Origin of the sequence: Salicibibacter halophilus, from assembly GCF_006740705.1 — a bacterium.
GTDB classification, from domain to species: domain Bacteria; phylum Bacillota; class Bacilli; order Bacillales; family Marinococcaceae; genus Salicibibacter; species Salicibibacter halophilus.
The window spans coordinates 2,410,809-2,424,485 of the sequence record NZ_CP035485.1; the positions used below are offsets into that span (position 1 = coordinate 2,410,809).

Here is a 13,677-nt window from a genome sequence, read left to right on the forward strand (position 1 = left end):
CCGGTTTGTTTTTCCTGCCAAGCCTTATTTTTTCTAACGGCTGCGAAATTATTTTGACTAGGGTTTGAGTGATCGACGCTCTGTTTCACGTGAAACAGAGAGAAATGGGGGATAGCATGAAACAAGCACAAGCAATCGATTGGCTGAAGGCTATTTTGCGAACGAATACGGTTAATCCACCTGGGAATGAGGAACGGGTAGCTGAACAACTTGAGGAACTATTCTTTGAATATGGCATTCAGACCGAACGGGTCCCTTACGCTGATGGGCGCACGAATTTAATTGCCACTCTTAAGGGGGATGGAAGTACGGACAAGGTGCTGGGGTTGTGCGGCCACATGGATGTGGTGCCGACAGGCGATCGGAAATGGTCCTATGAGCCATTCGCTGCGGAAGAAAAGGATGGAAAGATTTACGCGCGTGGAGCCTGCGACATGAAAAGTGGTCTCATGGCATGTGTCATGGCCATGATCCAATTAAAAGAAGCAGGTATCAAACTAGCGGGCGATGTGAAACTATTGGCAACTGTAGGAGAAGAAGCCGGGGCTGTCGGTGCAAAGCAACTCGTTGAGGAAGCGTATGCCGATGATCTCGATGCCATGATCATTGCTGAACCGACGGGATCGAATATCGTTGTCACCCATAAGGGTGCGCTCTGGGTAGCAATCACTTGTTACGGAAAGACTGCTCATGGCTCGCGCCCACACAAAGGGGTGAATGCATTGGTACATATGAATGAAATCATGAATGCCCTTCTTAGTGAACGTTTTCAGATGCCGTTCAGCCGTGATGCCCTTCTCGGTGAACCTACCTCTAGCATGAATGTCATTTCCGCAGGCGGAAACACGAACGTCGTTCCCGATTCCTGCACGTTAAAGCTGGATATCCGCTCTGTCCCGTCGCAAAATCATAACGATATTGTTGCAGACATACAAAACGTCATTGATGAAGTTAAAGAAAACCTCCCGGATTTGCAAGCGGAGATCTGTGTTGAAAACGATTTGCCTCCAATGCAAACGGCACCCGATCATGCTTTTGTTGATTTTTTATTGGATTTTTATGAATCGGAAACAGGCGAGCGAAAAACACCCAGGGGAATGAGTGGCTATACCGACGGTTCTCAATTCATGAAAAATAAAGAAGGCTTTCCAATCGTTATTTGGAGCGGCATTCAAGGAAGCACCGCCCACCAACCGAATGAATATGTAGACATTGCAGAGTACTTGCGGACGATTGATTTGTTCAAGGCTGTCACACAGAAATACTTGAGATGACTTAGGGCGTTCACGGACTTCATCTTACAATCCATGACGCCTGTACACGAAGAAAAATCATGCAAACAGTCGCCATTGATGACGGTGTTTTCCAGCCGTTCTCCGTACGCTCTTCCCCTCCATCAATAACTTTCCTTTCCCCATTTCTATTCGACTCCTTGTCCGCATATGTTGGTGAGAGACAGGGGGTCAGAAAATGGCCGAAACGATCAGCATGCTATTATTGGCAACCGTACTAGGGATGGATGCGTTTTCAATGGCAATGGCAATCGGTTTTCAATCTTTTCGCATTCATGCAATTAGAGCAAGCATGGTAGTAGGCTTGTTTCACGTGTTCATGCCACTTGTTGGTATTTGGATTGGTCATGGATTGGCAAATATATACAGCCTGGATGTGGTGTATTTTATCGCGGGAGTTATTCTTGTGTGGATTGGGCTTCAAATGATGGTTTCAAGCCGTAAAAGCAAAGAAAAACCAATCTTGAAATTACATGGAATAGGCTTATTTTTATTTGCATTCATCGTTAGTTTGGATAGTTTTTCCATTGGGATCTCGCTTGGAATTTTTGGTGCTGAAACATTGGCGGTTATTTTCGCTTTTGGCTTAACGAGTGCCGTCTTAACATGGACGGGGCTGATGCTTGCAACATTGACTCGCGATCATGTCGGTCGTTGGGGCGAATTATTGGGTGGGGTGGTTCTTTTATTATATGGATTAAATACCATTCGTCCCCTATTTATGGGTTTATAAATGTAACAAGGAGGACACATGTTCCTCATCACGGCATGGAGAACCCATCTATGTTAAAATGAACATAAAGTGAAACTTCCGCCAGAAGGTTTTTTAATTCCCTCTGAGAAAAGAAGTCGGATAAAACCGCCACGTCCAGTGGCAATGCCGGCACTATAGCACATCCTGTACGTCGGAATAAAGCGGGGAGTTAACGGGCGGCTGACACCAGTATAAAGCAGAGATCGAGGAGGAAAAAGAATGGCCGTAAAACGGGTCTTGCTCGTTTGTACGGGCAATACTTGCCGCAGTCCGATGGCCGAGGCGCTGTTATCTGCAAAAGAGACAGGCATTGAAGTGAAATCAGCAGGTATGCAAGCCTTGGGAGGCAGCCCGGCTGCTCCGCACGCGCGCATCGTTGTCCGTGAACATGGAGCCACGTTGGACGAGCATCATGCTGAACGACTAACAGAATCATTGTTGGAGTGGGCGGATCATGTATGGACAATGACACAGGTGCACGCGATGCAATTGCAACAACAGTATCCGGAGCATGAACACAAGATGGCAACGTTGGCAAGCGCCAGTGGCCATGACGAAGATATCCACGATCCGGTTGGCGGTGACCTTGATGAGTATCGCCGGACCGCAGCACAAATCAATCAAATGCTTGAACGCATACTAGAACCAAAAGGGGGAAGGGCGGGCGATAAAAGTCCGCTGCAAAGATGAAAATTATTATCGGCTCAGATCATGCGGGATGGGCGTTGAAAAAAGAAATTTTCCCTTTGTTGGAGAATTTAGGGATAGAATATAAAGATGTTGGCACAAACGGATCTGAAAGTGTGGACTATCCGGATTATGCAAAACCTGTAGCAGAGCAGGTATCGGCTGGAGACTACGATTTGGGCATCCTCATTTGCGGCACCGGAATCGGGATGTCCATGACGGCGAACAAAGTTCCCGGGATCCGATGTGCACTTGCAAACGATGTATTCAGTGCGGAAATGTCCCGGCTGCATAATCAAGCAAATGTGCTCGCGATAGGCGAGAGAGTCATCGGACCCGGCTTGGCAAAAGCCATTGTGGAAAAATGGGTCTCCACTGAATTTGAAGGGGGCCGCCATGCAAACAGAGTGGAGAAAGTGATGGAAACCGAGCAATAGAAAGAGGGGTGAGCAGGTGAGTGCCAAATCCTTCTCGGAAGTTTTGGGGGATCTTTTGCATGAATTAAACGCCCAAGCACAACTATCCCCGAAATCCTTGCTCGTCATTGGTGCGAGTACGAGTGAGATTGCTGGCGAACGGATAGGCAGTGCGGGTTCCGAAGAAATTGCGGCAGACGTTTATAGCGTGATTGAACGATTTCGTGAAAAAATAGGATGTTCCGTCGCTTATCAAGGGTGTGAACACATCAACCGTGCCCTTGTTATTCCCCGTGATTACGCAGAAAAACATGATTTGGAGATCGTAACGGTCGTTCCTTGCCGCCGTGCAGGCGGATCGCTCGCGACGTATGCATATGCCCGCGGGGATGACATGGTTGTTGTGGAAGGTGTCCAGGCGGACGCGGGCATTGACATTGGCGCAACGTTGATCGGGATGCATTTGAAGCATGTTGCCGTCCCGGTGCGCGGCAGCGAAGCTTCTATCGGCCATGCTCCCGTGACGATGGCACGCACGCGTCCAAAGTATATTGGCGGCCCGCGCGCGAGTTATCCTGGTCCCGGTGTGTAATAAGGACTGTTCAAAAAATGTATCTGCCCACGTGGTCTTTCTCGTGTTAAAATAAAAAACATACATCTTTTAAGCTTGGAAAGGGGCAGACATAACACATGGAAAACGTTAAGCAACAAGATCCGGAAATTTTTGCCGCTATTGAAGACGAACTATCTCGGCAAAAAAATAAAATTGAGCTGATCGCATCCGAAAACTTTACAAGTGAAGCAGTCATGGAAGCCCAAGGCTCGGTCTTGACGAATAAATACGCGGAGGGTTATCCGGGGCGCCGTTATTATGGCGGATGCGAGTACGTGGATGTGGCAGAGAATTTGGCGCGGGATCGTGCAAAAGAACTTTTCGGTGCCGAGCATGCCAATGTCCAAGCCCACTCCGGTGCTCAAGCAAACATGGGGGTTTATTCTGCTGTTTTGGAACACGGTGATACCGTGCTTGGCATGAATTTGTCCCATGGCGGGCATTTGACGCACGGGAGTCCTGTTAATTTTAGCGGAATCCAATACAATTTTGTGGAATACGGCGTGAATGAAGATGATCAGCGCATTAATTACGAGAAAGTACTCGAGGCTGCCCGTGAACATTCGCCAAAAATGATTGTCGCCGGTGCTTCCGCGTACCCTCGGGAGATTGATTTCAAGAAGTTTCGTGAAATTGCCGACGAAGTAGGCGCATATCTCATGGTCGATATGGCCCATATCGCAGGTTTAGTTGCCGCAGGCAAACATCAGAACCCTGTTCCTCACGCCCAATTCGTCACAACGACGACACATAAAACATTGCGCGGTCCTCGGGGCGGCCTGATTTTATGTGAAGAAGCATTCGCGAAGAAAATCAATAAGGCTGTGTTCCCCGGTCTCCAGGGCGGCCCGCTCATGCACGTGATTGCTGCCAAAGCTGTTTCTTTTAAGGAAGCACTCGAGCCTTCTTTTGCCACGTATGCAGGTCAAATTATAAAGAATGCCAAACGATTGGGTGAAGCTTTGCAAAAAGAAGGCATCGATCTCGTGTCCGACGGGACGGATAATCACCTCTTGCTATTGGACTTGCAAAGCCTGGATTTGACAGGAAAAGCAGCGGAAAAAGCATTGGATGATGTAGGTTTGACGGCAAATAAAAACGCAGTTCCATTCGATCCGGAAGGCCCGTTTGTGACGAGCGGTATTCGACTTGGGACAGCGGCGGTTACGACACGTGGTTTTAAAGAGGAAGAGATGGATGAAATTGGCGCGTTGTTTGGCTTAGTGTTAAAAAATATGGATGATGACGCGAAACAACAAGAAGCCCGTGAGCGTGTGGGCGCTTTGACAAATAAGTATCCTTTATATGCATAACGTGTGAATGGGAGCGGCCTGTCCATCATGAATGGCAGGTCGCTACTTGATGCTGAATCTTTTTTTCTGTACAATTTTGAAGGATATAAGATGCGGAGAAAAAGGAGAGTGAATGGCTTGGGAAAAATTTACGTTTTTGACCACCCCCTTATCCAACATAAACTCACATATATTCGGGATGTATCGACCGGGACGAAGCAGTTTCGCGAATTGGTGGATGAAGTCGGTTCCCTAATGGCTTTTGAGATTACGAGGGATTTATCCCTCGAAGACGTGACGGTGAATACACCGGTCGGTCCTTCCACATCGAAAGTGATCGCGGGCAAAAAGTTGGGCCTTATCCCGATACTGCGCGCAGGATTGGGGATGATGGACGGAATACTTAAGTTAATGCCGAACGTCAGGGTAGGGCATGTAGGACTGTATCGCGACCCGGACACATTTGAGCCCCACGAATATTATATTAAGCTGCCCAAAGATATTGAAGAACGTGATCTCATTGTTATGGATCCTATGCTTGCCACAGGGGGGTCCGCTGTTGCAGCAATCGATGCGCTGAAACAACGAGGCGCCAGTAACATGAAATTGATGTGCTTAATCGCGGCTCCCGAAGGTGTCGGGGAAGTTCAAAAAGCGCATCCGGACGTTGACATTTATCTCGCCGCATTGGATGAAAAGCTCGATGAAAAAGGCTATATCGTACCCGGCCTGGGGGATGCCGGCGATCGCCTCTTCGGAACAAAATAAAAGCAAGACGAAAACCGCCATAAGCAAGTGGCGGTTTTTTGTGTGCCCCGCGGTCACACAGTCTAGGTGGTTAAAATCCATCTCTTCCCGTGAAAAATTTCTGCCTGCATGAATGTTGCAGGGGGCGTACAAACTAAGAGGGACGAGAGATGGGTGTGCTCGTTTCCCACATCGAGACGCGAAGGAGGGGTCATGTGGAACTTCGTTGGCGTATATTATTTATCCTTGCTTTCGCTGTTCTGGCACTAGGCGGCGGCAGTGATGTTCAGGGTCAAGAAGAAGCAAAAACCGTAATTGTACATGTCGATGATGATCCGGAAGCTGTTCAAGAGGAAATTCAAAAACATACGGATTACGAGCCGGACTACATATTTTCATCTGCTTTTCTCGGCATGGCTTACACGCTTCCGGAGACTAGTGCCGGCCAATTGGAAGAAGTTCCGGGCGTTAGCCGGGTCGATGAGAGTGTCCAATATGACCGTGCTTTAAGGGAAAGTGTGCCATTTATCGGTGCTGAAGATATACGCACACAACTTGACGACTTAGGGATTCAACTTACCGGGCACGGGATAAAGGTGGGGATCATCGACACGGGCATCGATTACAATCATCCCGATTTACAAAAAAATTATATGGGCGGTTATGATGTTATTGATGACGATCATGATCCGATGGAAACAAAAATAAAGAGTAAAGCGGTTACTTTTCACGGGACACATGTCGCGGGAATAATTGGTGCGAATGGAAGTGTGAGGGGGTGGCTCCTGATGCGGATCTCTATGCATACCGTGCGCTTGGTCCTGAAGGCCAAGGCTCCACAGAACATATTCTTGAAGCGATTGATCGCGCGATCGTAGATGGTGTGGACGTTCTGAACCTCTCATTAGGAAACCCTGTAAACGGCCCTGATTGGCCGACGAGCAAAGCGTTGGACGAGGCGGCGGAAGCCGGCGTGATCACGGTCACTTCAAGCGGTAACAGCGGTCCGGATATGTGGAGCGTCGGGTCACCCGGAACATCGGAAAAATCGATTTCCGTCGGGGCTTCAACTCCGCCGCTAAAGGTTCCCCAATTAACGGTGCCCGAGATTAATGAGGAAGACCGCGAGTTGGAGTTGCAACCGATTCAAGGGGCAAAACCGTGGAATATGAAAAGAAGGTTAAACGTCGTGGACGGGGAGCTCGGCATGCCGGAAGATCTGGCAAACGTACGTGGGCGGGCGGTATTGATTGAGCGCGGAGGCATCCCGATCAAAGCTAAAATCGAAAATGCGGTGGATGCCGGTGCTGACGCAGTTTTGCTTATGAATAACATTCCCGGGCCATTTATGGCCGGAATGGAAGAAGAGGTGGACGTCGTTGCAGCGGCCATTGATCATAAAGCAGGGAACCATTTAAAAGAAGCAATAAACGAAAATGAAAAAAAAGAAGTGGTCATTGAAACCAATTACGTAGAAGATACTGATCATATGGCTATGTTCAGTTCCCGAGGGCCGGTGACGCAAACATGGGACATTAAACCGGATGTTGTCGCGCCCGGGGTGGATATTGACAGCACGGTTCCCCAAGGGTATCAAGGATTAAACGGCACTAGTATGGCAGCGCCACACATTGCAGGAGCGGCTGCATTGATAAAGCAGGCGCATCCGGATTGGGGGCCGGAACAGGTGAAAGCGACGCTTATGAACACGGCGATCTCACTCTCAACCGATGAAGGGGAGACTTATCCGCCGTTCGTCCAAGGGGCGGGCCGTGTAGACATTGGGGATGCCATTGAAAATGATACGCTTGTGTATCCCGGGACCCTGTCTTTTGGAGTGTGGGAAGCGGAGGATTCGAATCAGCAGTTGGAAAGGGAAATTACGATTGATAACCAAAGCGCGCGGCAACGCACCTATTCTTTTGATGTTCCGACTTCTTTAGGGACCGGATTGAATTGGAAAATGCCAATGCCAATCACATTGGATCCGGGGGAAAAACAAACAGCAGCCATTAAGGTTGAAATCCAACCGGATATTATTGATTTTAAGCGGATTGACGGGGAAATCAATGTGAGTGGCGGGAGACAGGATGTTTCACTTCCGTTTCTCCTCTTTAGCGATGAACCGGATTATCCGCGGCTCAGCGGGTTTCAATTTGCAAAAGTTCCCGAACGGGATTTTTGGATGTATGAAGTTTTTTTGCCAGGAGGAGCTGAAGAACTGGAAATTACCCTTTATGAGCCGGATACCTTTGCATATGTCACAACCCTTGACCGCCAAACAAACCTTCCTGAAGGACCCTTTGAAAAAGAATTCCATGCAGACGAGATTGATTTGGAGCCAGGTGTTTACCACGTAATTGTCTATGCGAAATATAAAGATCGCGAGGATACATTGGAAGCCAAAATTGCGGTTGTCGAAAAATAGCGGGGCATATTGCAATTGTCATCTTTTTGACACATTGTAAGTGCGCCGAAATCCTTGCCGTTCTCCCACTTTCAAACCAATTGGAGACGTTGACAGGAGGTAGTCCCTATTGTAAGATAGCTAAGGATATCTGATTGGTGATTCATTATTTACAATGGGATTACGGTCGAAGGGAGAAACTCCATGGCCAAAGGGAACGGCAAGCGTAACCTATGGCGCAGTTCGGTGCTGGTCTCTGCCATTTTGTCTTCGATCGTTGGATCGATCGTAGGCGGAGTCTTGCTGGGATATTGGTTGGATGAACAGTTTGATACAATGCCCCTTTTTGTCTTAATCGGGTTGTTGATGGGGATTTTTGCAGGTTTCTATGGTGTGGTGCGAGCGGTTAAACCTTTTTTGGGGGATGATGATTAATGCCGCTGCTGCGACACCGAATAAAGCATTATTATTGGGTAGTGGCGATCGTTTTTTTAATAAGCGCAGTCGCTTTATTCCTGTCTATGTATGATTCTGTTGTTTTTAGTATCTTAATCGGTATCACTGCTTGTTTGTTCAGCTTTACTACCATCTACTTGAAAGCGTTGGTGATCGACAGAATAGCGACAAGGAAATCACCGGGGATTGCTTCATATCTGGTGACGGTGTTTGGGCTTGTGATTCGGTATGGTCTAATAGTTTTGATTGTCGCCCTTGCCCTTATTTTTTCCGATCTGTTTCATTTGCTCGCTATTTTGGCAGGGTACGCCGTGCTTTATATCTATGTAATGATGGATATGTTCCTACAATTACAAAAAGAGAGGTGAACAACGTGCATGAGGATTTAACCTTGACCTGGACGATCGGCGGGTTTGATCTGCATTTTAGCTTTTCCGTCATATTCATGACGACCATCGCCGCGCTCATCGTAGCGATTTTCAGCATTGTTGGCGCGAGAAAGCTGGCGATGCGTCCGACCGGTTTGCAAAACTTCATTGAGTGGGTCATGGATTTTTCACGCTACATCATTACATCCAACATGGCCTGGGAAAAAGGCGGGAAATTTATTGTATTGGCTTACACACTCTTGTTTTATATATTTGTAGCCAATATGCTGGGGATTCCATTTGAACTGGCCACAGAAACGGATCATTATGTGCTGTGGAATTCACCAACATCGGACCCTGTGCTTACCCTTACGATGGCTGCATTTGTGATTATTCTCACGCACATCTATGGGTTTAGGATGCGGGGAGCGAAGGAGTATTTTGCCGATTACTTTCGTCCGTCACCGATTCTTTTGCCGTTTAAGCTTATTGAGGAAGTATCAAACTTCCTGACGCTGGGATTGCGTTTGTTCGGCAATATTTTTGCAAAAGAACTTGTTACGGTTATGATCGTAACACTTGCATTTGCAGGGACAGTAGGGTTTGTACTAGCTTGGATTCCGTTAGCCCCTTGGCTGGCGTTCAGTATTTTCCTAGGTGCTTTGCAAGCGTTCATTTTTGCTATGCTTTCGATGGTTTATATGGCACACAAAGTTGAATCGCATTAAGGACATGAATAACGATTTCCCATTCCGAGAGTCACTTTCTGACCTCTGGTAACATGGGTATGTTATCAATAATATTTTGTATTACATTAAAGGAGGATGCATCCAATGGCTCAATTGGCAGCAGGGATTGCAGCAGGACTCGCGGCTATCGGCGGAGCTATCGGCGTCGCGATTATCGTAAAAGCAGTTTTGGAAGGAGTAGCTCGTCAACCGGAACTAAGAGGATCATTACAAACGTTAATGTTCATTGGTATTCCGCTTGCAGAAGCCGTCCCGATCATCGCCATCGCGATTTCTTTCATGTTGGTATTCGGCATCGGCGGATAATAGATCATGCTATTGGAATGGCGATGACGTTTCCCAGGGGAACCTTCGCCATTCCTTATGTATCACAGGAAGGAGTGAGTTAGGGAATGGATACGATGGAGTTCATAGCGGATATTCAATGGGGCAATGCATTATACCAATTGCTTATCTTTTCATTGCTCCTTTGGGTTGTCAGCCGCTGGGCGTTAAAACCACTTCTCGGAGTTATGAAAAAACGTGAACAGCAAGTGAATGATAACTTGGATAATGCGGAAAAAAACCGTGTGGAAGCTGAAGAATATTTGGAACAGCAACGTGAGGAATTGAAACAAGCGCGTGAAGAAACGCAAGCGATGATTGATAACGCCACTAAAATGAGCGAGCAGCAAGGGAAAGAAATTATTGACAACGCAAAAGAAGAAGCTGAACGGCTAAAAGAATCAGCTGTTGCCGATATCAACCGAGAGAAAGAACAAGCGTTGGAATCCGTTCGAGATCAAGTCGCCAGCCTTTCAGTAGCGATTGCTACGAAGGTGATCGAAAAAGAATTGGATGAAAACGAACAAGAGAAGCTGATTGACAGCTATTTAAAAGAAGTTGGTAACGAATGAGTGCACCGGCGGCAGTAGCTAACCGTTATGCGAAGGCGCTTTTTGAACTGGCGAATGAAAAAGGCGTGATTGAGCAGGTAAACGAAGAACTGCACGGCGTTCAAACTGTCTTTCATTCCGTGCCGGATTTGCAGCAAGTCATGGCGCATCCGAAGATGTCAGCGGGTGATCAAAAAGCATTGCTGGAAAAAGGATTTTCCGATTCCCATCCCCTCGTCATGAACATGCTTTTGGTTTTGGTGGATCGTGGGCGCATCCATATTCTTGATTCCCTTGTACATGCGTTTCAAAACCTTTCCGACGATGCATTTCAGATCGCGAGGGCAGACGTACGCGCGATACGTCCACTTTCTGACCAAGAAAAAGAAGAAGTGGCACGCCAATTTGCAAAAAAAGTAAACAATCGGCAAGTCGTTGTTACGGATAAACAGGATAAAGATCTTATCGGAGGCTTAGTCGTTCAAATCGGAGATACGGTCTACGATGGAAGTGTACGGGGTATGCTGCGACGAATGGAACGAAAAATTGTCTCCAACCGGTAAATGAAGGGGTGAAGTAAATGAGCATCAAACCTGATGAAATTAGTTCGCTGCTCAAGGAGCAGATTGACGATTTTCAATCGCAAGTTGACGTTAGCGAAGTAGGCACGATTATAGAAATCGGTGACGGGATTGCTCGTGTACATGGCTTGAGCAACGCTATGTCCGGCGAATTGCTTGAATTCGCAAACGGCGTAATGGGTTTGGCGCAAAGCCTTGAAGAAAACAACATCGGGGTCGTCATCCTTGGCCCTTACGATGATATTCGTGAAGGAGAAGAAGTTAAGCGTACCGGAAGAATCATGGAAGTTCCCGTCGGCGAAGAACTTCTCGGCCGGGTGGTAAACCCTCTTGGACAACCTTTGGACGGACAAGGGAACATGGGCACGACAAAAACGCGTCCGATCGAAAGTCCGGCACCTTCGGTCATGGATCGTAAATCCGTAGAAGAGCCATTGCAAACCGGGACTAAAGCCATTGACGCAATGGTTCCCATCGGCCGCGGACAGAGAGAGTTAATTATCGGTGACCGTCAAACCGGGAAAACATCGATAGCGATCGACACGATATTGAATCAAAAAGAAGAAGACGTGATTTGCATTTATGTCGCTATTGGACAGAAAAAATCAACCGTTGCTCAACTCGTAGAAACGTTTCGGCAAAAAGGCGCGTTGGACTATACGATCGTTGTAGCGGCAAACGCTTCTGACCCGGCACCATTATTATATCTCGCTCCGTATGCAGGTGCGTCCATGGGCGAAGAATTCATGTATAACGGCAAGCACGTCCTCGTCGTCTATGACGATTTGACAAAACAGGCTGCTGCCTACCGTGAGCTATCCCTTTTGCTTCGTCGCCCGCCGGGACGTGAAGCATATCCTGGGGACGTTTTCTATTTGCACTCTCGTCTCTTGGAAAGAGCGGCAAAGTTAAATGATGAGAAAGGCGGGGGTTCACTGACCGCACTGCCGTTTATTGAAACGCAAGCGGGTGATATCTCCGCGTATATCCCCACAAACGTGATTTCCATTACCGACGGCCAAATTTTCTTGGAGTCCGGACTCTTCAACTCTGGTCAGCGACCGGCCGTGAACGCCGGGGCATCCGTATCCCGTGTTGGCGGTTCAGCACAGTTGAAGGCCATGAAAAAAGTCGCCGGTACACTACGGCTCGATTTGGCATCTTACCGTGAATTAGCGTCCTTTGCACAATTTGGATCGGAACTGGACAAATCGACGCAAGAAAAGTTAAACCGCGGCGAACGAACGATGGAATTGCTGAAACAAGATTTAAATCAACCACTGCCGGTGGAATATCAAGTTTCCATCATTTATGCACTCGTCAACGGGTTCGTGGACGATATCCCTGTACAAGACGTTCGCCGTTTTGAAAAAGAACTGTACACTTACATGCAACAAAACAATAAACAAGTGCTTGATCACATTCGCCAAAAAGGTACGCTTCCGGAAAAAGAAGATTTTGACAAAGCGATTGCAGACTTTAAACAAATCTTCCATCCTTCCGATGAATAAAGATCGATGTGAAAAGGTGGTGAATCGACAATGGCTTCACTCCGTGAAATAAAAAGTCGAATCGGCTCGACGAAAAATATGAAGCAGATCACAGGTGCGATGCAGATGGTCGCGGCTTCCAAACAATCGAGAGCTCAAGGGAGATCTCAAGCTTATGAACCCTACATGAATAAAATCAAGGAAGTCGTGGCCAATATCGCCATGGGAGATAATGATGCCAGCCACCCGATGATGGAAAAGCGCGAGGTTAAAAAAACCGGCTACATCGTCGTCACATCGGACCAGGGATTGGCAGGCGGTTATAACTCCAACCTGATGCGGGGTTTGCGGCAGACCATCGCAGAACGGCATCAATCCACAGAGGAATACGAAATAATTGTGATCGGGAAAATTGGCCGAGATTTAGTGAAACGATTGCAATTTCCGATGGAAATGGAATACACGGGTATGTCGGATAACCCATCATTCGATGAGGTGAAAACAATCACCCGGAAGGCTGTAGGAATGTTTGAGGACGAGAGCATTGACGAACTGTACGTGTGGTACAACCATTTCGTGAACACCATGCGCCAGGATGTGACGGAAACAAAGCTCTTGCCTTTAACGGATTTGGCTGATGAATTTGAAGAAACCACAGGGGCTACCACCAACTATGAATATGAGCCTTCCGAAAATGTGATTCTTGAACGCCTTCTCCCACAATATGCTGAAAGCCTGATTTATGGTGCTTTGTTGGACGCTAAAGCGGCCGAGTTCGCTGCCCGAATGACGGCAATGAAAGCGGCCTCCGACAACGCCGACAATCTTTTGGATGAGCTGCAATTGGCTTATAATCGCGCTCGCCAAGCCGCAATTACGCAAGAAATTACCGAAATCGTCGGCGGGGCTGCAGCATTGGAGTAAACCATCGGGTTTGTGACAAACAGATA

15 protein-coding genes and 1 pseudogene are annotated in these 13,677 nt (G+C 47.5%); all 16 read left to right on the top strand.

Annotated elements, in window-relative coordinates; genetic code table 11:
• Window positions 1-116 precede the first annotated feature (116 nt).
• The 16 genes and pseudogenes from EPH95_RS11700 to atpG all read left to right on the top strand — a co-directional run bounded on the left by EPH95_RS11700 (window position 117) and on the right by atpG (window position 13,651).
• A complete protein-coding gene (locus EPH95_RS11700) occupies window positions 117-1,274 on the top strand; it encodes an ArgE/DapE family deacylase (protein ID WP_142090194.1) in 1,158 nt (385 codons plus the stop codon).
• A 196-nt stretch (window positions 1,275-1,470) separates the two neighbouring features.
• The gene (locus tag EPH95_RS11705; protein WP_142090195.1) at window positions 1,471-2,025 is read left to right on the top strand and encodes a manganese efflux pump MntP; all 555 of its coding nucleotides are present in this window, start codon (window positions 1,471-1,473) and stop codon (window positions 2,023-2,025) included.
• Window positions 2,026-2,265: 240 nt separating this feature from the next.
• Window positions 2,266-2,736, top strand: coding sequence for a low molecular weight protein arginine phosphatase (locus tag EPH95_RS11710; protein ID WP_142090197.1), 471 nt, complete (start codon window positions 2,266-2,268; stop codon window positions 2,734-2,736).
• Complete coding sequence (gene rpiB / locus EPH95_RS11715; protein WP_142090198.1) at window positions 2,733-3,170, top strand: ribose 5-phosphate isomerase B; 438 nt, start codon at window positions 2,733-2,735, stop codon at window positions 3,168-3,170. The genes EPH95_RS11710 and rpiB overlap by 4 nt, the downstream gene beginning before the upstream one ends.
• 16 nt (window positions 3,171-3,186) lie before the next feature.
• Window positions 3,187-3,741, top strand: a complete 555-nt coding sequence (locus tag EPH95_RS11720; protein WP_142090200.1) for a TIGR01440 family protein — start codon at window positions 3,187-3,189, stop codon at window positions 3,739-3,741.
• Between the two features lie 98 nt (window positions 3,742-3,839).
• Complete coding sequence (glyA, locus tag EPH95_RS11725) at window positions 3,840-5,075, top strand: serine hydroxymethyltransferase (protein ID WP_142090201.1); 1,236 nt, start codon at window positions 3,840-3,842, stop codon at window positions 5,073-5,075.
• 117 nt (window positions 5,076-5,192) lie between these two features.
• Window positions 5,193-5,822: a uracil phosphoribosyltransferase gene (gene upp, locus EPH95_RS11730; RefSeq protein WP_142090203.1), complete on the top strand. Its 630-nt coding sequence runs from the start codon at window positions 5,193-5,195 to the stop codon at window positions 5,820-5,822.
• Window positions 5,823-6,214: 392 nt separating this feature from the next.
• Window positions 6,215-8,229, top strand: a pseudogene (locus EPH95_RS11740) (S8 family serine peptidase).
• Window positions 8,230-8,412: 183 nt separating this feature from the next.
• Window positions 8,413-8,643, top strand: coding sequence for an AtpZ/AtpI family protein (locus EPH95_RS11745; RefSeq protein ID WP_142090209.1), 231 nt, complete (start codon window positions 8,413-8,415; stop codon window positions 8,641-8,643).
• Window positions 8,643-9,032 (top strand): ATP synthase subunit I, encoded by a 390-nt coding sequence (locus EPH95_RS11750; protein WP_142090211.1) that lies wholly within the window; start codon window positions 8,643-8,645, stop codon window positions 9,030-9,032. The genes EPH95_RS11745 and EPH95_RS11750 overlap by 1 nt, the downstream gene beginning before the upstream one ends.
• Window positions 9,029-9,760 carry a F0F1 ATP synthase subunit A gene (gene atpB, locus EPH95_RS11755; protein WP_227003888.1) on the top strand — a complete coding sequence of 244 codons (732 nt, stop codon included), beginning with the start codon at window positions 9,029-9,031 and terminating at the stop codon, window positions 9,758-9,760. Before EPH95_RS11750 ends, atpB begins: the two co-directional genes overlap by 4 nt.
• Window positions 9,761-9,865: 105 nt before the next feature.
• On the top strand, window positions 9,866-10,087 hold the full coding sequence (atpE, locus tag EPH95_RS11760) for a F0F1 ATP synthase subunit C (RefSeq protein WP_114373117.1): 222 nt from the start codon (window positions 9,866-9,868) through the stop codon (window positions 10,085-10,087).
• 86 nt (window positions 10,088-10,173) lie between these two features.
• Window positions 10,174-10,677 carry a F0F1 ATP synthase subunit B gene (atpF, locus tag EPH95_RS11765; protein ID WP_405127384.1) on the top strand — a complete coding sequence of 168 codons (504 nt, stop codon included), beginning with the start codon at window positions 10,174-10,176 and terminating at the stop codon, window positions 10,675-10,677.
• Entirely contained in the window at window positions 10,674-11,219 is a 546-nt protein-coding gene (locus tag EPH95_RS11770) for a F0F1 ATP synthase subunit delta (protein WP_142090213.1), read from the top strand. Before atpF ends, EPH95_RS11770 begins: the two co-directional genes overlap by 4 nt.
• Window positions 11,220-11,236: 17 nt before the next feature.
• Window positions 11,237-12,748, top strand: coding sequence for a F0F1 ATP synthase subunit alpha (gene atpA, locus EPH95_RS11775; protein WP_142090215.1), 1,512 nt, complete (start codon window positions 11,237-11,239; stop codon window positions 12,746-12,748).
• Window positions 12,749-12,778: 30 nt separating this feature from the next.
• Window positions 12,779-13,651 (top strand): ATP synthase F1 subunit gamma, encoded by an 873-nt coding sequence (atpG, locus tag EPH95_RS11780; protein WP_142090217.1) that lies wholly within the window; start codon window positions 12,779-12,781, stop codon window positions 13,649-13,651.
• The last annotated feature ends 26 nt before the right edge of the window (window positions 13,652-13,677 follow it).

Bases quoted from the DNA above. Each gene is read 5' to 3' on its own strand.
- rpiB (WP_142090198.1), top strand. From the start codon at position 2,733: ATGAAAATTATTATCGGCTCAGATCATGCGGGATGGGCGTTGAAAAAA.
- atpA (WP_142090215.1), top strand. From the start codon at position 11,237: ATGAGCATCAAACCTGATGAAATTAGTTCGCTGCTCAAGGAGCAGATT.
- glyA (WP_142090201.1), top strand. From the start codon at position 3,840: ATGGAAAACGTTAAGCAACAAGATCCGGAAATTTTTGCCGCTATTGAA.
- atpE (WP_114373117.1), top strand. From the start codon at position 9,866: ATGGCTCAATTGGCAGCAGGGATTGCAGCAGGACTCGCGGCTATCGGC.
- EPH95_RS11745 (WP_142090209.1), top strand. From the start codon at position 8,413: ATGGCCAAAGGGAACGGCAAGCGTAACCTATGGCGCAGTTCGGTGCTG.
- atpG (WP_142090217.1), top strand. From the start codon at position 12,779: ATGGCTTCACTCCGTGAAATAAAAAGTCGAATCGGCTCGACGAAAAAT.
- EPH95_RS11750 (WP_142090211.1), top strand. From the start codon at position 8,643: ATGCCGCTGCTGCGACACCGAATAAAGCATTATTATTGGGTAGTGGCG.
- EPH95_RS11705 (WP_142090195.1), top strand. From the start codon at position 1,471: ATGGCCGAAACGATCAGCATGCTATTATTGGCAACCGTACTAGGGATG.
- EPH95_RS11710 (WP_142090197.1), top strand. From the start codon at position 2,266: ATGGCCGTAAAACGGGTCTTGCTCGTTTGTACGGGCAATACTTGCCGC.
- atpF (WP_405127384.1), top strand. From the start codon at position 10,174: ATGGATACGATGGAGTTCATAGCGGATATTCAATGGGGCAATGCATTA.
- EPH95_RS11770 (WP_142090213.1), top strand. From the start codon at position 10,674: ATGAGTGCACCGGCGGCAGTAGCTAACCGTTATGCGAAGGCGCTTTTT.
- EPH95_RS11700 (WP_142090194.1), top strand. From the start codon at position 117: ATGAAACAAGCACAAGCAATCGATTGGCTGAAGGCTATTTTGCGAACG.